General features: G+C 48.2%; 19 protein-coding genes. 8 read left to right on the top strand and 11 right to left on the bottom strand.

Features of this window, described 5'->3' with window-relative positions; translation table 11 throughout:
- Positions 1-17 precede the first annotated feature (17 nt).
- On the bottom strand, positions 18-2255 hold the full coding sequence (gene vat / locus F6Q11_RS00990; RefSeq protein WP_297025856.1) for a VCP-like ATPase: 2238 nt from the start codon (positions 2253-2255) through the stop codon (positions 18-20).
- A gap of 213 nt (positions 2256-2468) precedes the next feature.
- Here vat and F6Q11_RS00985 point away from each other — a divergent pair, with 213 nt between their 5' ends.
- Positions 2469-3479: a zinc-binding dehydrogenase gene (locus F6Q11_RS00985; protein ID WP_297025855.1), complete on the top strand. Its 1011-nt coding sequence runs from the start codon at positions 2469-2471 to the stop codon at positions 3477-3479.
- Between the two features lie 102 nt (positions 3480-3581).
- On the opposite strand, the gene F6Q11_RS00980 is transcribed toward F6Q11_RS00985, so the two are convergent.
- Entirely contained in the window at positions 3582-3983 is a 402-nt protein-coding gene (locus tag F6Q11_RS00980) for a metal-dependent transcriptional regulator (protein WP_297025854.1), read from the bottom strand.
- 196 nt (positions 3984-4179) lie between these two features.
- Here F6Q11_RS00980 and F6Q11_RS00975 point away from each other — a divergent pair, with 196 nt between their 5' ends.
- The 3 genes from F6Q11_RS00975 (at position 4180) to F6Q11_RS00965 (ending at position 5996) form a co-directional block, all read left to right on the top strand.
- Positions 4180-4341 (top strand): hypothetical protein, encoded by a 162-nt coding sequence (locus F6Q11_RS00975; protein ID WP_297025853.1) that lies wholly within the window; start codon positions 4180-4182, stop codon positions 4339-4341.
- A gap of 240 nt (positions 4342-4581) precedes the next feature.
- Positions 4582-5367 (top strand): HesA/MoeB/ThiF family protein, encoded by a 786-nt coding sequence (locus F6Q11_RS00970; protein ID WP_297025851.1) that lies wholly within the window; start codon positions 4582-4584, stop codon positions 5365-5367.
- An 8-nt stretch (positions 5368-5375) separates the two neighbouring features.
- Positions 5376-5996, top strand: coding sequence for an HAD family hydrolase (locus tag F6Q11_RS00965; protein ID WP_297025849.1), 621 nt, complete (start codon positions 5376-5378; stop codon positions 5994-5996).
- Here the strand turns inward: F6Q11_RS00965 and F6Q11_RS00960 are convergent.
- Positions 5962-6615: a hypothetical protein gene (locus F6Q11_RS00960; protein WP_297025847.1), complete on the bottom strand. Its 654-nt coding sequence runs from the start codon at positions 6613-6615 to the stop codon at positions 5962-5964. The two genes, F6Q11_RS00965 and F6Q11_RS00960, sit on opposite strands and share 35 nt — an antisense overlap.
- A 132-nt stretch (positions 6616-6747) precedes the next feature.
- On the opposite strand from F6Q11_RS00960, the gene F6Q11_RS00955 reads away from it, so the two are divergent.
- The 4 genes from F6Q11_RS00955 to F6Q11_RS00940 all read left to right on the top strand — a co-directional run bounded on the left by F6Q11_RS00955 (position 6748) and on the right by F6Q11_RS00940 (position 12314).
- Positions 6748-7038: an MTH1187 family thiamine-binding protein gene (locus F6Q11_RS00955; protein ID WP_297025845.1), complete on the top strand. Its 291-nt coding sequence runs from the start codon at positions 6748-6750 to the stop codon at positions 7036-7038.
- Positions 7039-7163: 125 nt separating this feature from the next.
- Complete coding sequence (locus tag F6Q11_RS00950) at positions 7164-7589, top strand: GAF domain-containing protein (RefSeq protein WP_297025844.1); 426 nt, start codon at positions 7164-7166, stop codon at positions 7587-7589.
- 94 nt (positions 7590-7683) lie between these two features.
- Positions 7684-10299 carry an alanine--tRNA ligase gene (gene alaS / locus F6Q11_RS00945; RefSeq protein ID WP_297025842.1) on the top strand — a complete coding sequence of 872 codons (2616 nt, stop codon included), beginning with the start codon at positions 7684-7686 and terminating at the stop codon, positions 10297-10299.
- Between the two features lie 317 nt (positions 10300-10616).
- Positions 10617-12314 carry a peptidase gene (locus F6Q11_RS00940; protein ID WP_297025841.1) on the top strand — a complete coding sequence of 566 codons (1698 nt, stop codon included), beginning with the start codon at positions 10617-10619 and terminating at the stop codon, positions 12312-12314.
- Between the two features lie 6 nt (positions 12315-12320).
- On the opposite strand, the gene F6Q11_RS00935 is transcribed toward F6Q11_RS00940, so the two are convergent.
- The 8 genes from F6Q11_RS00935 to F6Q11_RS00900 form a co-directional block, all read right to left on the bottom strand.
- Positions 12321-15005, bottom strand: a complete 2685-nt coding sequence (locus F6Q11_RS00935; RefSeq protein ID WP_297025839.1) for a DEAD/DEAH box helicase — start codon at positions 15003-15005, stop codon at positions 12321-12323.
- 1 nt (position 15006) lies between these two features.
- On the bottom strand, positions 15007-16314 hold the full coding sequence (locus F6Q11_RS00930) for an FAD-dependent oxidoreductase (protein ID WP_297025837.1): 1308 nt from the start codon (positions 16312-16314) through the stop codon (positions 15007-15009).
- A 362-nt stretch (positions 16315-16676) separates the two neighbouring features.
- Positions 16677-17615, bottom strand: a complete 939-nt coding sequence (locus tag F6Q11_RS00925) for a class I SAM-dependent methyltransferase family protein (RefSeq protein ID WP_297025835.1) — start codon at positions 17613-17615, stop codon at positions 16677-16679.
- Entirely contained in the window at positions 17593-19617 is a 2025-nt protein-coding gene (locus tag F6Q11_RS00920; protein WP_297025834.1) for an ATP-dependent DNA helicase, read from the bottom strand. The genes F6Q11_RS00925 and F6Q11_RS00920 overlap by 23 nt, the downstream gene beginning before the upstream one ends.
- A 73-nt stretch (positions 19618-19690) precedes the next feature.
- On the bottom strand, positions 19691-21496 hold the full coding sequence (locus tag F6Q11_RS00915) for an aldehyde ferredoxin oxidoreductase family protein (protein WP_297025833.1): 1806 nt from the start codon (positions 21494-21496) through the stop codon (positions 19691-19693).
- Positions 21459-22565: an iron-containing alcohol dehydrogenase family protein gene (locus tag F6Q11_RS00910; protein WP_297025832.1), complete on the bottom strand. Its 1107-nt coding sequence runs from the start codon at positions 22563-22565 to the stop codon at positions 21459-21461. The genes F6Q11_RS00915 and F6Q11_RS00910 overlap by 38 nt, the downstream gene beginning before the upstream one ends.
- A 4-nt stretch (positions 22566-22569) precedes the next feature.
- A complete protein-coding gene (locus tag F6Q11_RS00905; protein WP_297025831.1) occupies positions 22570-22992 on the bottom strand; it encodes an SCP2 sterol-binding domain-containing protein in 423 nt (140 codons plus the stop codon).
- 97 nt (positions 22993-23089) lie between these two features.
- A partial coding sequence (locus F6Q11_RS00900) for a glycerol-3-phosphate dehydrogenase C-terminal domain-containing protein (protein ID WP_297025830.1) occupies positions 23090-23617 on the bottom strand: 528 nt, incomplete at its 5' end.

Raw genomic sequence — 23617 nt, 5'->3', positions numbered from 1 at the left:
CTAGGGGGTTTAAAGGATCAGAGATACAGTCCCTGATCCTGCAGCTGCTTTCTCCTCTCCGACACCGATTTGCTCATGGTCTCGGACAGCGTCCTGTAGAATTTTATGACCTCCTCGTCTACCGATGGCCTTATGGTCTTCAGCGCGTCTAGGAAGTTCTTCTGCGATACTGAGGTTGCGTCTGGGTTCTCCCTGTAGGCGTTCATGCCCGCTTCCCTGCACAGATTCTCCAAATCTGCGCCCACGTATCCCTCTGTCCTCTGCGCTATGTCGTTCAGGTCCACGTCTGGAGCGAGTGGCATGTTCTTCGTGTGCACCTTCAGTATGCTCAGCCTGGCCTCTTTGTCTGGTGGCGGTATATATATCAGCTTATCAAACCTTCCGGCCCTGAGCAGGGCAGGGTCCATTATGTCTGGTCTGTTCGTTGCGCCAATGACCACAACTCCATTCATGACCTCTATGCCGTCAAGAGAGGTGAGAAGCTGGTTCACTATCCTCTCGGTCACGCCGGAATCGCTGGTAGTGCCCCTCCTCGGTGCTATGGAGTCTATCTCGTCGAGGAAGACTATCGCGGGTGCTACCTGCTTCGCCTTCTTAAATATCTCCCTTATCGCCTTCTCACTCTCTCCAACCCACTTGCTGAGTACCTCTGGGCCCTTAATGGATATGAAGTTGGCATTGCTCTCAGTTGCAACCGCCTTTGCCAGAAGTGTCTTTCCAACGCCCGGTGGCCCGTACAGCAGGAAGCCTTTTGATGGCCTTATACCAAGCCTCTTGAACACGTCCGGCTTGAGGAGCGGTAGCTCTACTGTCTCCTTTATCTCTCTCTTGACATCCTCCAGGCCGCCGATATCTTCCCAATGTACATTGGGCACCTCGACCATGACTTCTCGTAGGCTGCTGGGTTCTATGGATTTCAGCGCGTTCTTGAAGTCATCCTCCGTGACGACCATCTTCTCCAGGATCTCGGTGGGTATGGGCTTGTCCAGGTCTATCTCAGGAAGATATCTCCTGAGGGCATTCATGGCGCTCTCTCTGACCAGTGCCGCAAGGTCTGCCCCCACGAATCCGTAGGTATAGTCGGCCATCTCCTCCAGAAACTTGTTCTTCTCCTCCTCGCTCATACCCAGCGGCATGTTCCTGGTGTGTATCATGAGTATTTCCTTCCTTCCATTCCTGTCAGGAACGCCTATCTCTATCTCTCTGTCGAAACGGCCAGGTCTCCTGAGTGCGGGATCTATGGCGTCAATGCGGTTTGTTGCACCTATGACTATCACATGCCCCCTCTCCTTCATACCATCCATGAGGGTTAGGAGCTGTGCCACAACCCTGCGTTCTACCTCTCCCTGCACCTCCTCCCTCTTTGGTGCGATGGAGTCGATCTCGTCGATGAATATTATCGACGGTGCCGTTTCCTCGGCCTTGGAGAATATCTCCCTGAGCTTCTGCTCGCTCTGCCCGTAGTATTTGCTCATTATCTCTGGGCCGTTTATCGAGAGGAAGTTCGCGCCGGATTCATTGGCCACGGCCCTGGCTATGAGCGTCTTACCGGTTCCAGGAGGACCGTAGAGTATCACACCCTTTGGCGGTGTTATCCCCAGTCTCTCGAACAGCTCTGGATGCTTCAGAGGGAGCTCGATCATCTCCCTTATCTTTCCGAGCTGCTCCGAAAGACCACCTATATCCTCATAACTGATCCTTGAAACCTCCTCAAGGACCTCGGAGGCTGGTTCCTCCCTTATCTCTATCTTCGTCTCCTCGCCTATCTCCACAGGCACTTTGCTGGGCAGGGTTTTGACGACCTTGAAGAGAAGACCGGTCTGACCAGCAAGGGTGAGGCCAGGAACGCTTATGTTGTCCTGCTCAAGCATTGGTCTCCTTATTAATGCCCTTTGTACGTATTCCTCTATGCCCTCTCCAAATTTCAACCTCTGATCCTTCCTTATTATGGGCGCAAGCGTCACTTTTTTCGCAATTTCAGTCCTGACCTTCCTGACCTTTACCTTATCACCGATGGATGCGCCGCAGTTATTCCTCATTACACTGTCTATCCTGACGATCCCCTTGTTCTCATCCTCAGGTCTCGCTCTGTATACCCTCCCCACAGTTTTTCTTACCTTCTCTATTTCGACAACATCTCCGATCTCAGCGTCAAGCAGCCTTCGCGATGATTCATCAAGCCTGACCCTTGACATTCCTGGATCTGTTGAGTTTGCCTCTGCGACTCTGAGTATGATACCGTTGTTGGATTCCATGGTGGCATATTACTTCCTGAATATTTTAAGTTTGTTGATTTTTCCAGCGATAAATCATGCTGTGTGAATAATCTATTTTCCAATCTGTTTCGCACTCTATGTTCTGTACGAAATTCACCGTTCTTTCTATTTTGCCATATTCGATAATGATTAGAGATAACCCCTTATGAGAGCTAGAGCATCGCTTTTATACGTTCTTCCGATCATGCGATCATGAAGGCAGCCGTATTGGAGAAGATCAATCAGCCCCTTTCAATTGTGGATCGGGACGTTCCGGAGCCTGCAGATAACGAAGTCGTTATAAAGCAGGATTACGCCGGCCTTTGCTATCGCGATATCCTGAGTGCCACCGGTTTCTTTCCCAGAATTCAGTTACCAATAATCCCGGGCCATGAGATAGGCGGCACGATAGTCAAGACCGGTAAGGATGTAAAGGATTTCAAAGTTGGTGACCGCGTTGCGAGCCTCATATATGTCCCCTGCGGAAAATGTGAATACTGCAGATCAGGAAACGAGAACCTGTGCCCATACAAGAAATCCATAGGGGAGGAGGTTCAGGGTGGTTTCAGGGAATACGTTAACGTTCCTGAGATAAGCCTAGTAAAGGCGCCGCCAGGCGTAGACAGCAGATACCTCCCCATAGCTTCATGCGTGACCGGTATGATATACCATGCCCTGTTCAGACTGGCGAAGGTAAAGGAGGGCCAGAAGGTTTTGATCACAGGCGCGGGCGGCGGGGTTGGATCGAATGCCGTGCAGATGGCCAAGGCGGCAGGTGCAACTGTAATAGCTGAGACAACTTCGGAATCAAAGAGGGATATGATAGAGAAGATCGGCGCGGATTATATAGTGGACGGCAATGGAAAATTCAATGAGGAGGTCAAGAAGCTGGGAGGCGCTGATATCGTGCTTGAATGCGTCGGCATACACACATTCGAAAGGGCGTTGAGGAGCCTTAACAATGGCGGAAAGATGATAGTCATCGGAAACGTGAAGCCAGATCCCGTGGATCTTCCGCTTGGCCTGATAATATTGAAGGGAAACACCATCCGGGGAAGCATCAGCTCCACAAGAAAGGACGTATCAGAAGCCCTTAATATGGTGGCAGAAAACAGGATAAATCCTGTGATAGGCATGGAGGTTGGCCTGGAGAATATAAACGAAGCCATGGATATGATGAAGAATAGAAAGACCGAAGGCAGAGTGCTTATAAGGTTCAGCTGATCATCGAAGTGAAAATCCTACAGCTTGAAATCGGTTAAAAACTCTAAATTTTATAGAAAAAACTGCTTGAAACGATATAAAGACTCACCGCATGGATTGGGTTCACTCTTCTTCTATTTTTTTTCCATGCGGACATTCCTTGGGGTTCCCTATGGACTGTGAGATCTTTCTTGCGTCATCGTAGTCCACGAGGAAGTCGAAATTGCCTATCTTCCTGCAGGCATCATTTGCGTCTATGCCGCTTCTGCTATAAAGAACCTCAAGAGTGCGATGGACCATAACGATCCTCCGATATGTCTCCTCTCCCTTATCTGTGAGCGCGATCATTCCACGATCCTTCTTTATCAGACCCTTCTCCTGGAGCCTGTTTAGTATTTCTAACACGGATGGCGGTTTTATGTTCATGGATGCTGAGAGATCCTTCAACCGTACCGGAAATGGGCCATTCGAAGACTCCTTTATAGTGATAAGGCAGTCCCTCTCCTTCTTTGTTATGTTCTCCATATAATATTAGTATTAATCTAACTTATTTAAAACTTTCCAATTCATCGGATCTGAATACAATAATTATGGTATAGAGGAAAACGATCACCATGGTATTCCCAATTTTGGATATTCCCGTATACCTAGTTTAACCTGCCCAGCAATGACTGGGATAAAAAACTTTAAGCCATAAAGGTTTTAGGGGATGGTGATCCGTATGGAAGAGCTGATATGCAATATAGAATTTGCCAAGGAATCAGAAACAGAATACACCGCAAAACTCAGGACTGAAATGGGTGGCCTGAGGGAATATACAGGAAGAACATTTGAGGACGTACTGAATCAGGTCATACTTGAACTGGAAGAAGAATTCTCCTGAATGCTTATCATCGGCATATATCAATAGAAAATCTTTTTTGCATAGCGTGATCACAACTGGCCGAAATCATGGATGCAAGTTTCTATTACGTATGCTGTTGATCCATTGTTCTTATCGTTAACATTTAGGAGAACAAAATAAAGGAATAAAAAATTCAGGGATCTTTATAAGGATCAGAGAAATGAGATGCATTTTTCAATTGATCTGGCATATTTTTAAGTTTTGATGTAATGATCCTGCATGATGCCTGAAGATTACAAATATGCAAGGCAGATGGTATTGAGGCAGTTCGACAGGGACGATATATCGAGGATAAGAAACGCAAGAGTCATGATCGTTGGCCTTGGCGGCGTAGGTAGCCTGATAGCGGATCTGTTTGTTCGCAGCGGAGTCAAGAAGATCGTCATCGTGGATCGGGACTATGTGGCATCATCAAACCTCTACCGGCAGACGCTGTATTCAGAGGACGATATTGGTGATTCCAAAGCCGAAGCTGCACGGAGGAGGCTTCAGAAAATTAACTCGGAGGTCGAGATCCAGGCCATCAATGAGACGTTTGACGCCTCGAACGCCGAAGATCTTGTCTCCTCCGTTGATCTCGTAATGGACGGCACAGACAACCTAACCAGCAGGTTGATCATAAATGATGCATGCGTCAAGGTCGGACGTCCTTGGGTCATGGCCTCTGCCATAGAGACATACGGCCAGGTCAAGGCCATTATACCGGAAAAAACATCGTGCTACAGATGCTATTTCACGAATGAGCCTTTTCCTCAGCCTACATGCGCTGAGGTCGGCGTGCTGAGTTCTCTTGTTACCGCGATCTCCTCCATCGCCTTCACGATCGGGATGAAGATTCTGACGGGAAAGGAAATTGACGGATCGATATACAACTTGGACATCTGGAACATGGATCTTGATAGGATATTGGTGGATCGCAGAAAAGACTGTCCGGCCTGTGGATTGCACAACTACGAATACCTGACGGACAGATATAAGAATATAGGACTGGAATTCATGCCCTGAGGATGGAAATGCAGGTAAGAGGAGTGATCTTTGATTTCGACGGTACGCTTCTTGATTCTGTGGATCTGAGAGTTACAGCATGGAAGAAGGCGTTTCAGAGTTTTGGAGTAGAGGTTCCAGAGGACATGATCAGGCCGATGATAGGGTATCCGGGTGTGGACCTGGCGAAGAAGTTTGTAAATAATCCCCTTGATGTGGAGATGCTCCAGGAGGATTATTTCCTCAGGAATATAGAATCAGCAAAGTTCTTTCAGGACGTCATTCCAACACTCTCTAAACTTAAGGCGCGTGGGATAAAGACAGCAGTTGTGACTTCAACAAGAAGGATGGTTATACAAAAGTTCAGTATTCCAGTTGATCACGTTGTCACGATAGACGATGTATCCCACGGGAAACCAGATTCAGAGCCCTATGAGAAGGCACTGAAGATGATGGGAATATCAGCCGAAGAGTGCATAGTTGTCGGGGATATAGAAAACGACCTGATACCTGCAAAGAAGATCAGATGTACAGCTGTCCTGGTGAAACACGGACGAAAAATAAGTTCAAGCTATGCAGATTACGAAATAGAGAATATAGCTGAAATACTGGATATCATAGATCACCTATCTGGGAAAAATAGTAGGTGAGATTCGATATCTTCAGATAATTTCCTGAATCTCCTATTGATGCATTTGGGCTTGTCAGAGGAATCTTAATCGTCGCTGATGTCCCACTTGTCAGCGTGAGATCGTAATCAAACCCGTTTATGCTTATATCCATGATGTTTCCAGCCGTAAATGAACTTGGAACGAACGATATTTCAATGGAGTTTCCTTGCTGTTTTTCGCTCACGTTTTCAAATAGGCAAGGTACGGTGAGCGATACTTTCTTGTCAAACACCGCAAATAGTATCCTTTCACTGAATCTTATGGTAACGTTGACCGGTTTCAGCATCCATCCTGCTGAAATCAGAGTTGTCGTATTCACAGGTATCAGGATATCGGCAGTGGCCTCTGACAGTGCTGGGACCACTATCTCTGAATTGTAGAGCGCTATCACTGCGCCGGTATATGCTCTGTTTTCGAATACAGCTTCGACCTTGAGATAATAATCCTGATCCAGCTTCTCTAAGCTGTTTATATTGAAAGAATTGAGAATGGCGACAGACGTCATCTGCTGTTCCTGCACAGCTATTCCGGTTGAGACCAGCATAACCGAAACAAACGCGGAGAAGATGAGGAGGAGGATCGAGACCGTCTGACGCATACTGAAAATAGCCGAAATTAATATTTAAATTTTATCGTAATTGGAACCATATTTTTCTTCTTTTTGTTTGCAATGTCTGACGAAAATATGACGTCATCACTAATTTTTTATCGAAACACGCAATTCGTCAATATGATCTTAGCGGAAGTAACATATGTACCAATAGGTCTAGGTACCTCGGCCTCAAGGTACATAAATGCAGCCTTGGAGGAATTCAAGAGATACGGTATTAAGTTTTATCCGAACAGCATGGGAACTGTCCTGGAGGCCGGCACCCTTGATGAGATATTCGAAGCCGTGAAGAGGGGAGAAAGGGCAATTCTATCGATGGGTATCAAGAGGGTAGAGACATACGTGAAGATCGATGACAGGATAGATGTGGAGAATACGGCCGAAAGGAAGATAAAGGCCCTGAAATACTGACATCGAATGGTATCATGGCCCGCATTTGATTGAACATGGATCTTACATTTTAGACTAACTTTCTGTGCTTTTTTGTATATCCACTTCCTGAAAAGATCTTATATAATGGAAGAAATTCCAGCTCTATGGATATCAAGGATTTTGCAAAAAACCAAATGCAGACGGCATGCCAGTATCTGAAGGAAAAGAATCCGAAATACGATTGGGTTGGCTTCTACGTTCTCGAACATGGGAAACTGAAACTCGAGGCGTTCGTTGGAGAGAAAACGGAACACGTTGAGATAAATCTCGGTGACGGGCTGTGCAGTCTGGCGGTTCTGAAAAATGATATCATCAATGAATATGATGTGAAGAGCAATCCAAAGTACCTTGCATGCTTCCCATCAACGCAGTCGGAGATAGTCGTACCGGTCCGATACAATGGAAAGGCAATAGGCGAAATAGATATAGATTCCGATAAGAAAGCCGCATTCAGCAAGGAAGACGAGCAGTTACTGTCCCAGATTGCCGATCTCATGTCTCCAATGGTATACGAATTCTTTGTGGAGTGATCGAAGATCGATCATCCTCGCTGATCAGATCGGTTAATGCAGAATTGCATGTCTGCCCGCAAAATTAAAAATAGTCTTTTAAAATCATACTCCAATGGAAAAACAGACTGGGGAGCTTGATCTGGAATTCTTTCTCAACAGCGGTTTTGAAAAGAAACAGTGCGTCAAATGTGGATCCTATTTTTGGACGCAGGACAGGCAGAGGAACACCTGCGGGGACACTCCATGCGATGAATACACGTTCATAGGAAACAGCCCTGTACCAAGATCCTATACTCTGGATGAGATGAGGGATGCCTTCATCAAATTCTTCGAAAAGCGGGGTCACAAGGTCCTGAAGCCTTATCCAGTTGTTCCGAGGTGGAGGGAGGATGTGCTTCTGGTCAACGCATCCATATATGACTTTCAGCCCCATGTTACCTCGGGCATCGTGAAACCGCCCGGCAACCCAATCGTCATGTCCCAGCCCAGTATAAGGATGAACGATGTCGATCTTGTGGGCATAACCGGACGTCATCTCACAAGCTTCGAGATGCTGTGCCATGACTCCTTCAACACCAAGGATAAGACTGTGTACTGGAAGGAGGAAACGGTACATTACTGCTACGATTTTATTACTGAGGGCCTGGGCATAGACGGAAAACTGATAAGTTTCAAGGAAAAGCCATGGTCCGGCGGAGGCAATGCCGGAAACGCACTCGAAGTATTTGTGAGGGGACTTGAGGTTGCCACGCTTGTATTCATGGACATGAAGGAGGATCCAAACGGGCCATACGAGATAGACGGCATCCGTTATTCGAAGATGGATATGCGAATAGTTGATACGGGCTACGGGCTGGAACGCCTGACATGGCTCTCTCAGGGTACACCCACGGTGTATCAGGCCATCTATCCGGATATAATCGATCACGTCATGAAGAATTCCTCGGTTTCGGATATAGACGAGGAATTTCTGACGGATGTTGTCAAGATTTCGGTGATGAAGGAACCATACGAGGAATCCTTCGTCATATCCCAGCTGGAGAGGAAGTATGCCGATGCCAGAGAGAGATTCGAGAGGGTAAGGAAGGTCAGGGATGTATTCCTCATGATTGACCATGCCAGATCGCTTATGCACATGTTTGCTGCTTATGTCATACCATCAAACGTTAAGGTCGGTTATCTGGCCAGAATGTTGATAAGGAGGGCCTACAGGGCCATAAACAATACGGGATACACTGGCAGCCTCATGGACCTCATAAAGATGAACCATGGGGATCTCAGGGATATAGTCCAGGAGTTCCCGGAACAGTTCGTATCAGATATCCTTTCCATTGAAGAGGAAAAATATAGGGATGTTGAGAGGCATGGCACCCAGATCATAGAAAAGCTCTTGGCAAGCAAGGGAAAGATCGATCTTGAAGATCTTATACTGCTCTACGACTCTCACGGAATAAGCCCGGAGACCGTGAAGGGTTATCTTGAAACTAAGGGAATGGCCATTGATGTACCGGAGAACTTCCATGCGCTCGTGATACAGAGGCATGAGAAGGGTGCCGTTGAAAGGAAAAAATACAGCGATTATCCGGATATAGAGACGAGAACGCTCTACTACGACGATCCATTCATGAGGGAATTCACAGGACTCGTGGTTTATTCCAAGGGAAATGAGATCATACTGGACAAGACTGCATTCTATCCAGAGGGCGGTGGCCAGCCGTGGGATCTGGGTTACTTCGAATACAAGGGAAAGAAGATAAACGTCACGGCCGTCCGCAAATATGGAAAAACTATAGTCCATACCATTGACGGCGAGATACCTGAGGGTGTCCGTGTACATGGAGTCATTGACTGGGAAAGGAGATCCAGACTAATGATACACCACACGTCGACGCACCTTCTGCTTGGTGTCCTGAGGGAGGTTCTGGGCCAGCATGTATGGCAGAACGGCGTTCAGAAGGACGTGGAGGAATCGAGACTCGATATAACGCACTATAGAAGGATAGACGAGGGTACCATAAGAAGGATTGAGGAACGCGCCTTCGAGCTTATAAGGGAGGGCAGGGAGGTCAGCGTAAGAAACCTCGACTGGTACAGTGCCATAGATAAGTATGGTTTCAGGCTGTTCGAGGGTGGCGTACCGCTCACGCCCAAGATAAGGGTTGTCGAGATACATGGTGTTGATGCGGAGGGTTGCGGCGGTACGCATCTGAAGAATATATCATCCATAGGGGTTCTGAAGATAAGGAAGGTTGAGGCCATCCAGGAGAACATATACAGGATAACCTTCTCCGCCGGTGTCCCCGCACTCCATCTGTTTCAGGATTCCTACGAGTCTGCATACAGGATATCCACGATGATAAAGAAACCGATTGGCGAGTTGGCCGATTCGGTCTCAGAGATTTCAAAGGGATACGCCGATCTCAAGCGGAGTCTTGCGGAGGCGAAGCGCAGGGATATAGAGACGAGGATAGAGAACGCACGGAAGATCGGATCATCCGGCGTGGAATATCCAATAATAGAGGCCGATGAAGCCGACATAGGGGAAATATCCAGGATAGCCCACTCCAGAAGGATCGATCTCGTTGTCGAGACCCGCATCTCAGGGAAATTCAAGTATACAGCCATATCGCCAGGCAAGCACGCAAAAGATATGATAAGAAGATTGTTCAACGTTGAACCAGAAGGAAACGAATCAGTCGCTTCATTCATCAACGAACACAGCGAATGATCTGTGCGGGGTCATAAGGACGTACTGCTGAAGGCGTATGATGGAGGGCTGGTTGGTTGCAGCCGGTCTTCGCTTACGATCCAGCCTTTATTTTTATTCTGAATACCAAAGTATACTGTTTTTTATAGGAGAAGCTGCTGTCCAGTTGCATGGTTTTGATTCCTCTCGCTTTGATGCCGCACCATTTGACATCAATATTGTGATTGGCAGATATTTTTTTCTTCATGTCGTCAGACAGAGTTTATAATGAATAAATGACGGATGGCTGTGGAGCAAATCTTAATAATGTAATATTCAGATTAAGTAAAAATACATCCATGCAGCCCGAACAGATACAGCAGATAGTCGGCCGATACTATGGCGTAAAAAGAGTTAAGGAGGACGAAGGAGAATTCGTCGTTGAGGTTGAGGATATCGATTATTATCCGGAGGACTATTTCTCCATGCTTGTCTCCGATCTGAGGAGGATCGGGTACGTGGCTTTCACCAGGGCCAGCAACGAAATAATAATCATTCATGAACCAGAAAGACCTAGGAGATCCATACTTAAGATCCTCATGGCCATAGCAACCGTTATAACGCTCTTCTACGTGGGATACTCATACGTCTCAGCTTATTTTTCATCGCCACCCATGGTTGCAATGCTGGAAACCATGGCGTATTTCGTCATACCCGTATTCGCAATCCTGGGGGCCAGAGAATCCGGCAGGTACCTCGGCATGAAGAGGAATAACATGCAATACTCATTCCCGATCTTCGTGCCGGACCCAATTGGCATGGGTACCATGGGATCCATAAATGCTCCAAACGTGGCTTATCCAAGCAAGAGGGCCATGGTCGAATCGTCTCTTTTTTCAATCGTCTTTGGTTTTCTGGTTTCCCTCGTCTTCGTCATAGTCGGGGGTTATCTGTCTTTAATGCAGCATGTCCCGGTTTCAGGGGTGAAATCTCCCATACTTCAGATAGGCAGCCCGCTCATATTCCAGGCAGCCATGAGAAGCTTCGTTCCGTCTGATGGCGTTCTATTTCCCACAGCCTATGCGGGATGGGTGGGTATCATCGTATCTTCCTTCAACGCCATGCCAATAGGTTTTCTGGACGGTGGACTCATATCCTCCGCCATGCTCGGCAGATGGTCGCAGTATCTGTCATATACAGCTGTCGTTGCTGTCATCGGGCTCTCCATACTCTACCCATCGTGGCTCATCCTGCTTGTGTTCGTTCTCATACTGGGCGTGAAGGGCCCTGAACCCCTCAACAATGTCGGGAGATCATCTTCATACGTCAAGGCGATCGCCCTCTCAGCCGTCATCATAGTTCTAATAGGTCTCGTTCCAATCCCGTTTCACACTCTACCACCACAGTTTTCAATCAGCTACGGAGAGAATCAGTTCGTTGTGTATTCCGTCAGCGGAAACGTGTCCACAAACGTTTCGTATCCGATCTACGTTTCAAACCATGGAACGTCCACAATAACGCCTGGATTTTCAGTTTCACCCTACATAGCCTGGCATGTCAGATCCGTGCACCGGTCTGTACCGCCATCCACCACCGATCTGTTCAACATAACCATGAATTTCACGGGATCCAGCCCCGGATTCTACACTTACACGATATCCGTGTTCACATCCACGGCATCCGAATCAGTAGCTGTTCATATTTACTTCATAGATCTCACGAAGGATTTCGCAATGCGCAACAGCAATCCATTCACTGGCAATGCCACCGTTAATGATACTGTTAACATAAAGCTGAACAGCAACACGGTATCGACCGAGATGGTCAACGTCTATGCATTCGGAACGCTTGGAAGGAATTACAGCGTCATCGTTGAGAACGCGGTGGTGTCTGAGGGCAGCCCCTTCCCGTTCATGCTCATGGGCGGATCATCGTTCCTCATATCCGTCACATCGCAGGTGCCGCAGACCGTCTACGTACTGGTATATAATCAGTCCTACAATGGTGCCTTGGCTGCACTGAATTTTACCTATCCCAACATCACACCGCACAGGTGAACAGTCTCAATCCCAGAACCTGCGGTTTCTCGCGTAGTCCATCTCGGCTGTGAGTATGGCCCTTATGAGATCATCCTCGTCCGCGTAGGTCACCTCAAGGATCCTGGAGGCCGTTTCAGGCCCAACACCCCTCGCGGACATGACCATGACGGCCTGTAGGCCCTTCTCCTTGACCAGATGTGCATTCTTCAGTATGCGTTTCCTGTAGGACGGATCGTCTATCTTCGATCTCTCGAAGTCGGATAGTGCAGCAACCAGCCTCGATCCGCACGCATCACATTTTGGTACCTTTATATCCCTGACGCGGTATGTCCTCACGTTGCCGCAGCTGACGCAGTAGAGGGTCACCCTCTCGTTCATTATGCGGTTCCTTACGGATTCAAGTATCACCTTTGTGGGCCGCAGAGGGGCAACCCTCTCCGAGTAGTGCGATATGAATATGTCTGATGCCTTTGATATCTTGTCCTTGAGTACGAACTGGATCCTGTCAAGAGAACCCACAAATGATGTTATCGCAGCGATGTCCATGTAGTCATTTATAAGCTTTCTGACGGAATCCTCGAAGACAACGGATCCAGAGTAGGCGTCCATTATCTTGTCTATCCTTATCCTCTCAAGATCTGCCTCTTCGCTAACTATCCCGAATTTCCTCGCCTCGTAAAGGAAGACGGATTTGAAGAAGCGAGATCTGGAGGCTGAGGCCCTTATATAGGAATTCAGGTTCTCCAGATTGATGGCCTTTATCATACGCATCACGTCCTCAGCATAGATCTTCCTTGACGTCCTGAGGTATATATGATATGGAGAATAGTCCATCTCCACGCTCTCCCCGGTTATTGATGTAAGCACATTGGATAGGATCTCGGCCAGCGCGAAGTTGCCCCGGGTGCCAAGAAGTATCTGTATTATTATTTCGTCGTTGAAACTCTCTATTATGACCCTTTCAACGGTGGCGATATCGTTCTCGTACCATTCCCTGAGTTTAACTGCTGAGGCCTCGTCTATGTAATCAGGAATCTCTCGTGATCTGCGATTCATGGATACCCGTTGCACAACGTCGTAAAGGACAGGTATGTCTTCGCCCGTCCATCTCGGTGCTACAGCTGGCGTGAAGAATGATTCCACCAGTATTCGGTCATGGTCTATCCTGACAACGCGCCACGTATTCCCTCTCATGACGAAGTAGCTTCCGGCATCGATTTCTGATGCCACGTAACGCTCGTCCAGTGTACCTATGAACTTTCCCGTGGTGTCTATAACCTTGTAGTTCTTCTCACTTGGGATCATTGAGATGTTCTCTATATAGTACCTGAGCGTGTTGCGCCTCCTGCCCATTGTGTCATCTTCAAGCCAGAGTTTCCTGGTGTTGGAGAGAAAGTTAACTACGGAGTAATATTCGTCCCAGGAAAGATCGGCGTATGCGTATGACCTCTTTACCGTCTCGAAAAAACTCTTCACGTTTACCTTTCCCTTAGCGTTTATCTCCGAGAGGATCTGGTTCGCCAACGTAGAAAGCGAGTTCTTCATGATCTGCACATTCTCGATCTTTCCATCTGCGATGCTGTCCACGATGGCTATGGCCTCCTCCATCTCTATGACATCGGTGCAGACAACGTAACCCTTTGAGGTCTTTCCGATCCAGTGTTCGCTCCTGCCTATGCGCTGTATCATCTTGTTTATCTGCCTCGGGGAGTTGAACTGTATGACGGCGTTTGCTGTACCGACATCGATGCCCAGCTCAAGCGACGAGGTGCATATAAGTGCCTTGACCTCTCCATTTTTGAACGACTTTTCGGCGAATTCCCTGGTCTCTCTGGACAACGATCCATGGTGCACAAGAACCGGTATGTCTCCGAACCTGAGTTTCAGCCTGAATGCCAGATCTTCCGCAACAAACCTCCTGTTCACAAATACCAGAGATCCGGAATACCTGTTTATGAGATCCCAGACGCGCAGTATTGCCCCTGCGTATTGCCTGTCACATCCCATGATCTCGGCATCGGCCTCGCTCGCTTCATCTGGGACCATGACCTCTATGGACATGTTTTTCTTCAGGGTGGTTGATATGATCTCGCAGCTGCCGTCCGGAACGAGAAATTTGGCGAGATCGCCTGGGTTTCCCACCGTTGCGGACAGGCCTATGCGCTGGAAGTTTCCCGCCAGGTCCCTTAGCCTTTCCAACGCCAACGACAGCTGTGATCCACGCTCATTCTCAGCGGCATCGTGAAGTTCGTCAACGATTACTACCCGCACATTTGCAACGAATCTCCGGAGGTTCTTTCCATTGAGAAGTATCTGGAGGGATTCCGGCGTGGTGACCAGTATGTCAGGAGGCGTCTCCGCCATGTGCCGCTTGTCCGCGTCCGTCATATCGCTGTGTCTTACCTGGACGTCTATCCCGAGCTCCCGTCCATAATCCACCAGGCGTGAAAGTATATCGCGGTTTAGCGCCCTCAGAGGCGTTATGTAGATCGCGAAAACTTTCTGAGGCTTCTCCCTGAGTATCCTCTGAAATACCGGGAGGACGGCTGCCTCTGTCTTTCCGCTGCCGGTTGGCGAAAGCAGAAGGACGTTCTTGCCCTCAAGAACAAGCGGAATTATCTGCTCCTGCGGGTCAGTTGGATCCGTTATCCCTCTGTCGCGGAGCATCTCAATGATCCTTTCGTCCAGATATGAAAATGAGTTTGACATCCTATTCTCTCATCGACACGCTTCCGGCAATTATCAGAGGATCCCATACAGGTCCGAATGGTGGTGTGTAACCCAAATCGTCGTAAAATAGATCCTCGACCGTGAAACCAGCGAATATTGCCGTAGCCAGGGTGTTAAGCCTCCATGCTGCCCCGTCCTTGCCCATGACCTGACCACCAATGATCTTCCTGTCCCTGCTGTCGTACAGTATTTTTACGAATATGTCCTCCTTTCCTGGATAGTAGTTTGCCCTGCTCTTTGCCCTTATCATGGTCTTTCCATATGGTATGCCAAGAGCAGATGCTCTCTTCTCGTTGAGGCCAGTGAACCCGACCTCCATATCGAACACCTTCACAAGGGTCGATCCAAGGGCACCGGGAAACTTCATCTCGGATCCTGCGGCGTTGGAACCTGCGACTCTACCTGCCTTGTTCGCTATCTGTGCAAGCGGCATCATCTCATCCTCTCCAGTTATCCTGTTCTTCACGGTGGCGACATCTCCTGCAGCATATATGCCAGGAATGGAGGTCTCCATATGATCATCAGTCAGAATGGCTCCACGCTGATCCACCTTTATGCCAGCATCGACGGCTATATTGGAGTTTGGCACTATGCCGACCGCAGCTATAACCACATCGGATACATGGTCATCCACCGTTGTTTTGACGGCAAAGGCATCATCCTCCTTCCTTATCTCCACGGGAGTGGAGGAGAATTCCACTTCAACCCTGGATGAGAAGTATTCGTTCAGTATCTTTCCTATGTCTGGATCAAGCTGAGGCATCACCCGATCGTACTTTGATATGACCTTCACCTTCTTCCCGGCCTCGGTAAGCGTGGATGCCAGTTCCACGCCCAAAACACCGGCGCCTATTATCGTCACGGTTCTGGACCCATCGATAACATCCCTGAGTCGTATCGCGCTCTCCAGGCTTCTGAGGCCGAACACCCCAGATGCAATGCCATCTGGTATCCTTGGTCTAGCTCCCGTGGCTATTATGAGGCGATCGAATTTTATAGCAGATCCGTTGTCAAGGATCAGCGAAAGCGATGCGGTATCAATCTTCTTGACGACCCTTCCGATGATGACCCTTATCCCCCTCTTTTCAGTGAATTCCTCTAGAGGATAATGAAGCAGGTCTTCAGCCCTGCCCACTATACCCTGAAGGAAATAGGGTATGCCGCATTCAGCGTATGAAACGAATGAACCTGACTCAATGACCGTTACATTTGCGTCCTTATTTATCCTCTTGGCCTTGGACGCAGCTGCCATACCCGCCGCGCCCCCTCCGATGACGACTATATCCATACCGCTACATTGATCTATGAAATATATAGTTCATCGTTCCGGGTACGGTTCATGCATTCAATAATAGGAAACACTGACGAAACAGCTCTGTAATGAAAACGCGCATAGGCTGACTCCGATCCCTCATGCATCTCGATATGCATGGGGAGTCCTCAAAATTCTGGATGATCATAATTTTATTACTCCCCAGCGATGATCAATTTGACCTTAAAAATCATCGTCGTCTTCATCTTCGTCTTCATCGTCGAAGTCATCGTCGTAATCCATCCTCTTGAAGACCAAACTTTCCACCTCCGGTCAAGACAGTGATATCCCCTATAAATATGTTTTCTGTATTCTAATGGAAAAATAAAACGCCTGGATCAATGATCCGCATTGCCTCGAGCCTTTCTAAGCGTCATGGAATAAAGCGAAATGGTCTTGGAATAGGAATGAACGCGATGCATCTCCAGAAGTTGCAGCGAACGTGATTCGAGGTCAGATATCCTGCGATCAACCGTGGAATCATCCAGGAACTCGTAGTAATTGACTATGCCACCAACTCTGATGGTCTTCAATGCAGAATCTATGAATTCGAATGAAGCTGTGGGGTGGTTCATGATCACACGATCAGCATCTGATACCCGTACAGCCGCGTTCCTGGCATCCTCGCATAACGGTTCGATTGTACCACGCAGAGGATTCCTCGCCATGTTCCTCTGAAGCATGTCTATTGCGTCGCAGTTCATGTCCACGGCGATTATCCTCACCATCCGATACCTGGCTATCTCGATGCTTATGGGTCCGATGCCTGCGAACATGTCGAAGATGAATTCTCCGTCAGATACCTGTTCGATCAATCTGCGCCTCTCTGTTGCCAACCTTGGGGAGAAGTATGCCCTTGCCACGTCTACGATGAAGGTGCATCCATTTTCCCTGTATTCCGTCACACTGATGTTATCTCCTGCTATGAGTTTCAGTTTTCTTATCCTTTCAGGCCCATCCACACCCTCATCATAGAAGACACTCCGTATATTCCTGTGCGTATTCAATATGTTTCTGGCGAGGGTCTCATCTTGTTTCTTCATGATCGCTATGGATCCTATGATATCAAATGAACCGGATGCCGCGGATGAGATCCTGTTTGGTTCAGCATCAAGGACCACGTGATCTCCGATGTAATTTTCCACCACTGGTATGAAGACAAAGTCGCCATCTCTGATGATACCGTAGTCCCTGTCATACAGACCGCCATTTTTTAATTCCCTGATTGTTCTTTCAGCGAGCTGTTTCCGAACCCTAACGAACTTCTTTGGAGGCAATGGATCTCGCCCTCCTTATTACGGCATTCGCCAGCGTGTCAGAGAATCCATATATGGCCTTTACCCTGTCCGGAGATGCGGACGCCACGTCTTCTATGGATCTCAGGCCTGCATCGTAAAGCCTCCTGGCCCTCACACGGCCTATGCCAGGTATGAGAACCAGCTGCAATATGTCCTCCCTTATTCCCTCCTTTATCCTGAGGTTGAGGATCTCAAGCATTCTTCGCGTCTCAGGCTTGTAGATAGACGAGAGCTTTGCGAGAGAATAAGAAAGCCAGTCAGCCATAGATATACGGGCCTGCATATCCCCGGGGGCAATTCCATACCTTTCGTAGAGGAATTTATATGAAGCCTCAGATATCCAGTCGCGCAACACCATGGCGGTCTTTGCGGCGTCTATGTCCCCGTCTATCAACCCTATATCATCCAGGAACTCCATGGCTGAATAATCGTCCTTGATGTTAAAAGGCACGATCTCCCTGCAGAGCGATATGTAGTAAAGAGCATGATCTATGTCTGACGGGCCATCGAAAAAATCTATCATGCGAAGGGCGCTTTCCGGATCGATGTACAGGTCGCTTGTTATCTTACCAAGCTGCGTGGTCCTGAGATCCGGCGACTGCTTTATGAAACCGTTGCCTTCAAGGAACCTGATCGAAGAGGATATTTTTTCCTCTAGTAGATCCTTGCCGTTCTGTGAAAAGAAGAGGGTGGTCTCATAGAACTTCATTATGTCGGCCGGAGATCTTGCAAGGCCCATTGATATTGTCGCGAGGGTGTTGAACCTGACCTTTGCATCGTTTCCAAGGTATGAGACCACCGGCTCTGGGTCGGTGGACAGATAGTCCTTTGCGGCCTCATAGCTGGATGACGATGATACGTATATCAGGCCTATGCCATACTTATCGTATCCCGGTCTCCCAGCACGTCCTATCATCTGCTTTATCTCCATGTTCGTGAGGTATGATATCCCGTCTGATCCCCATCTTGTTATATCTCTAACTATGACGAGACGTGCAGGAAGGTTGACGCCTGCTGCCAGCGTTGGCGTCGCAACGATAACCTTTATCTTTCTGTTCCTGAACTCCTTTTCTATGAACGAACGCTGATCGTTGCTCAGGCCGGCGTGGTGGAAGGCGACACCCTTTGGCAGGATCTCGTTGAGCATATCGTCGTATACACTGGTTTCATCCGAGGAAATTCTCAGATCCGAGGCTTTATCGAATATCTGCGCAAGATCCCTTGCAGTATCCTCAGCCTTTTTTCTCGAACTCACAAACATGAGCACCTGCCCCTGATCGTCCACAGTCTCCCTTATGATCTGGTTTATGCTGACACCAGATCTTTTCTTTCCGTCAAGGTATAGCTGATCCCTGTAGAGGATGCCTGTCTTCAGGGGCACAGGCCTGAAATCGCTTCTGATGAGCGAAGCGTTCAGCCAGTTGGCGAGTTCCATCGCGTTTGATACGGTTGCTGAGAGTGCCAGTATCCTGACGTCAGGATTGACATATCTTGCAATTGACGTTACGGTTTCCAGGGTTGGACCGCGGCTTTCATCCCCGATGGTGTGGATCTCGTCTATCACCAGAAGGCCAACATCGTTGAGCATGTACGGATCATGATGGAGGAGCGAATCGGCCTTTTCCGAAGTCAGAATGACAGCATCATACCTTCTTATGAAATCCGGGCTGTCATCATAATCGCCAATCGACATCTTCACCTTTAGACCAAGATCCCTGAGTCTTGAAAGCTCTGAGAACTTCTCCATGGCCAGGGACCTCAGGGGTACTATGTATATCGACTTGAGGTTCCTCTGGAACGTTTCGTAGATTGCGGCATAGGCGATCAGCGTCTTGCCTGCGGCCGTTGGCACGCTGACTACAACGTTTCTGCCCTTTCTAAGCTGTTCTATGGCCATCCTCTGGTGATCGTAAAGTTCGAAATCGTTTCCATCGAACAGTTGCAGAAACGCCCGATCGTAACCCAGGTCGCTGATCTTCACGCTGCTCCATAACTGGACGATATAAAAAGATTGAGATAATGCGGATGGAAGAGGATATCGTTGAATAACAAATTCACCGTTGCGGGGGCCTGTATTTCCCCCAACCTCTCAGCCTGTAATACCTTTGAAGCACCGATATGAGTTCCTCATCTGTGGTACCAGATTCCTGCGGTTCCCCTTCTATCGGTTTCCTTACAAGCACTGGCAGCCAGTCCTCCTCCGGGCGGAGTCCGAGATCCTCGTTGATCTTCCTCTTCAAGTTTATTATTTCGGATCCACGATCCACCAGGTCTCTGATAGATGCGCTGAAACCGGTAGCTAGGCTGTATGCCCTTGCTATGAGATCCGGATCCGGCTGTGCATAGTAGCATATTATCAGCGAGTTGTAAACCTGCCTGAAATCCTGGGTCCTTATTATCGTGCGAACACGTTCATCGCTGTCGATGCTGAACCTGTCACCGGCCACTATGCCTATATCCGGGTGATCACCACCTATATCGATCTGGTACATATCGCCCTGCATGTGATCCGCCCCCCTCGTCGATGTTGCGTAAACGATGCCCTGCGCCTTAAAGGCCCTTGGATCGTGAAGCGGTATCTCAAGCCCCTTGACGGTTGCTATCAGATCCCTGTCAATGCCCAGTGAGGTTGCGTACCTGTAGAGGCCATCGGCTATGGCGTTTCCAGGGCCATTCCTCATGGCTATATCCTGTATCATGCGGTTGATCCCGCTAAAGTTGTCAGAATAATACGATCCTATGGCAGCATCGTCTATGAGGCCTGCCTTCAGAAAGTGCCTAATTGCTGATATGATCACACCGGTGCTTATAGTGTCCATCCCTAACCTGTTGATCTCATGGTTCCATTCGACTATGTTCTGAAAGCTCGTGTTGCCAAGAAGCGGGCCGAGAGCGGCAACTGTTTCGTACTCTGGGCCATCTACCGTCAGGCCGTTGTATCTTACCGTCCTGCCGCAGCCGATCACGCATGCGGCGCAGTTGTAGCTCGATACCTGATATTCCTCATGGAATTTTATGCTGCTCAGATCGTCGAACTGAAAGCTGCGATCCATGAAGTAGTTCGCAGGAATATCGTTGAAGCCAATTCCGCCGTCCATCCAGATCATGCTGCCATAGCTCCTGAAACCTGAGACAACAGGCGATTCCATTATGGATTTCGAAGCCTCTTTAACAGCTCTGTTGTATTCGATCCTGTCGTTCACCTCAACGATCTTCTTGCCATGGACTGCAATGGCCTTGACCCTCTTGGATCCCATCACAGCGCCAAGCCCAGTTCTTCCGGCTGCACGGCCTTCATCGTTCATTATTGAAGAGAAGAGCACGCGTTTTTCTCCAGCTGGTCCTATGCACATTACAGAATAGTTCCCCCGTTTCCTTATCGCATCCTGTGTCTGGTATATATCCAGACCCCAGAGTTCTGGCGTCTCCTCTATCCTGAATTCTCCGTCGTCTATGAATATCGATACTGGTACGTCTGATATTCCTGTTAGGATGATGCCATCCAGTCCGGATCGTTTCAGTTCGAAGCCGAACCTGCCCCCTGAATTTGACTCGCCCAGGAATGTTGTCAGTGGGCTTCTGCTCACGACCTCATGCCTCCCAGAGTTAGGGAAAGCGGTTCCAACAAGTGGCCCTGTTGTTATTATGATCGGATTCTTATCTGAGAATGGATCGAAGTTGCCGCCATATTTTGTGAAGAGGTATGCGCCAAGGCCTACGCCTCCTATGTATCTTTCCCATAGATCCTCTGAAAGACTATCCGTCCAGATCTCTCGGTGCGATAGATCTACAAACAGCAATCTGTTCCAGAAACCACGCAAATCAATCACCGTACGCTTTGAGGAATATGGATCTGACATCCTCGTCGCCCGCAATCACCGGATTGAAGGCGAGTTCGCTGTCTGCTAGGGCCTTCTCGACCATCTCATCGATACTGCGCATGTAAACGTCTCTTTGAATCCCGAGTTCCTTTGCCGTTGTGGGCTGCCCGATCCTACCATAAAGATCCTTAAGTGCGGATATTGCGTCCTTATAGCCAAGTCTTTCCGCTATTCTATCATATTTCATCTTCGCATTGGTGTCCGACGAGTTGAATTCGATCACGTAGGGCAGGAAGAGACCGACGCACGTACCATGAACGACATGATGCGTGGCTCCGAAGCTATGTCCCAGTGCATGTGCAAGCGCCGTACCACTGTTTGTGAATGCTATGCCAGCCATGGTTGCGGCAAGATGCATGTTCTCTCTCGCATCCTCGTTCCCATTCATGGATCCCTCGATGTTTTTGAATATGGTCTCTATGGCCTTTTCGGCCATGGCATCCGTAAATATCGAAGACGTGTTGGCGGTCAGCGCCTCAAAGGAATGCACCAGTGCGTCAACTCCCGTGGGCCTTATTATCTTTGGATCCGATGGTACCAGGGAGGAATCAAGTACTGAAACGTATGGGACAAGGTCGAAGTTTCCCAGAGCGAGTTTTCGCCCTTGATTGGCGAGGACAATACCGAAGGAGACGTCGCTGCCCGTTCCTGATGTTGTGGGTATGGCTATTATCTCTGCCCTTAGGTCAAGCGGCTCAAAGGGATTCACCTCTTCCAGGCTCCTCTCTGGATAGGAAATTTTTATGTCGAGGGACTTGGCGAAGTCTATAACGCTGCCGCCTCCAAGGGCTATTATCGTCCGTGGCTGAAAGCCTGAGAGGTTCTTGTAAGCTAATTCTATCGCAGAGATTTCTGGTTCAGGCGTTACATCGTCAATCGTGCGGTAATCAGATCCCTGCAGAGCATTCCTTATCCTATCGCCGAAGATCCTCATTATGTTCCTGTCACTCACAAGGAGAATTGGCTCCTTCAATTGCAGGGTTTCCTTCAAGGAATCTATTATATCTCTTTGCTGGTATATCTTTCTCGGAAGTGTAATTATGCTCATGATATCACGAGATGTACCTTGTTGGTATCATCTGTGCAACCTTTACCATTGCTATTGCCGCAGATGCATACCTTAGAATGAGCGCCATGTTCCCTTTGACCTTCAGCTGTCCGGTCAGCATAGCTTGGGTTGGATTTATTTTCCCGTCGATGATCTTCTTCCAGTTGGCGTACGTGGCTGTGAGAACGAATGGTGCAGAACTGTTTTCATCTCTGACCATCTCGCATTTCTCACATCTACCATCCTTAAGGTACAGGGTGAAGGAATTGAACTCAGGCCGCTCGCTGAGACTATCCGGATCTGATATGGTGAACATTATGGGATCCTTCCAGCCCTTTCCTGCCTTGTTGTAATCCGGCGACTCAGAGAGCTTCTTGCAGTATTCATCAACCCATGCCTGGGATGGAAACAATATCTCATCTGCCATATAATATATATGAATAAATACGTATTTAGCCTTTTCCAATGAAATCTGGGTCGTTCTGATATGAGATAGATATTATGGGAAACCGGATCATTACTTTTTACCTGTAAAGAAGCTTTATGTAGTTTCTCCTCTCCGTTTCAGCCTCCTCATCAGATATGCCTAGAACCTTTTTCATGGTATCAAGACAGGCATCGAGATGGGATAAGCCGGAATCTCTTGAGAAGATGAAGTATCCTTCTCTCCTCCAGAGTATGTCATCTGCGTGTACCGCCATTTCATAAAGTGAGTCATAGGCAAAGCTGATCTGATCATTTCCGTCAAGGTCGTACTTCTTAGCTAGATCTGCCTTGTACTGAGCTAAGTCCCTCCGATATTTCAGGACAACCCGGGTTTCTCCAGAAGCTTTCTCTAAGGACTTAAGTACCTCACGTGCAATCTTTAGTGCGATTGTTCTGTAGGTCGTTAGCTTTCCACCCACCACGTTGATTATGTTTCCGCTGCTGATTATTCTGTATTCTCTGCTTATAGATATTGTTGGGAGTTTGGGGGAAGCAGTAATTCTCAACAGCTTCAGCGATGAGATACACGCTATTCCTCCAATGGAAATATTTTTAAAGTGTGTATC

Source organism: Thermoplasma sp., assembly GCF_008709555.1.
GTDB lineage: Archaea > Thermoplasmatota > Thermoplasmata > Thermoplasmatales > Thermoplasmataceae > Thermoplasma.
Note: the sequence above shows the minus strand (reverse complement) of the source record. Positions and strands in the feature narration are given on the sequence as shown.

Excerpts from the sequence above, each read along its gene's own strand:
- alaS (WP_297025842.1), top strand. The coding sequence starts at position 7,684 with ATGGAAAAACAGACTGGGGAGCTTGATCTGGAATTCTTTCTCAACAGC.
- vat (WP_297025856.1), bottom strand. The coding sequence starts at position 2,255 with ATGGAATCCAACAACGGTATCATACTCAGAGTCGCAGAGGCAAACTCA.
- F6Q11_RS00940 (WP_297025841.1), top strand. The coding sequence starts at position 10,617 with ATGCAGCCCGAACAGATACAGCAGATAGTCGGCCGATACTATGGCGTA.
- F6Q11_RS00965 (WP_297025849.1), top strand. The coding sequence starts at position 5,376 with ATGCAGGTAAGAGGAGTGATCTTTGATTTCGACGGTACGCTTCTTGAT.
- F6Q11_RS00905 (WP_297025831.1), bottom strand. The coding sequence starts at position 22,992 with ATGGCAGATGAGATATTGTTTCCATCCCAGGCATGGGTTGATGAATAC.
- F6Q11_RS00975 (WP_297025853.1), top strand. The coding sequence starts at position 4,180 with ATGGAAGAGCTGATATGCAATATAGAATTTGCCAAGGAATCAGAAACA.
- F6Q11_RS00955 (WP_297025845.1), top strand. The coding sequence starts at position 6,748 with ATGATCTTAGCGGAAGTAACATATGTACCAATAGGTCTAGGTACCTCG.
- F6Q11_RS00950 (WP_297025844.1), top strand. The coding sequence starts at position 7,164 with ATGGATATCAAGGATTTTGCAAAAAACCAAATGCAGACGGCATGCCAG.
- F6Q11_RS00980 (WP_297025854.1), bottom strand. The coding sequence starts at position 3,983 with ATGGAGAACATAACAAAGAAGGAGAGGGACTGCCTTATCACTATAAAG.
- F6Q11_RS00935 (WP_297025839.1), bottom strand. The coding sequence starts at position 15,005 with ATGTCAAACTCATTTTCATATCTGGACGAAAGGATCATTGAGATGCTC.
- F6Q11_RS00910 (WP_297025832.1), bottom strand. The coding sequence starts at position 22,565 with ATGAGCATAATTACACTTCCGAGAAAGATATACCAGCAAAGAGATATA.
- F6Q11_RS00915 (WP_297025833.1), bottom strand. The coding sequence starts at position 21,496 with ATGTCAGATCCATATTCCTCAAAGCGTACGGTGATTGATTTGCGTGGT.
- F6Q11_RS00930 (WP_297025837.1), bottom strand. The coding sequence starts at position 16,314 with ATGGATATAGTCGTCATCGGAGGGGGCGCGGCGGGTATGGCAGCTGCG.
- F6Q11_RS00985 (WP_297025855.1), top strand. The coding sequence starts at position 2,469 with ATGAAGGCAGCCGTATTGGAGAAGATCAATCAGCCCCTTTCAATTGTG.
- F6Q11_RS00960 (WP_297025847.1), bottom strand. The coding sequence starts at position 6,615 with ATGCGTCAGACGGTCTCGATCCTCCTCCTCATCTTCTCCGCGTTTGTT.
- F6Q11_RS00970 (WP_297025851.1), top strand. The coding sequence starts at position 4,582 with ATGATGCCTGAAGATTACAAATATGCAAGGCAGATGGTATTGAGGCAG.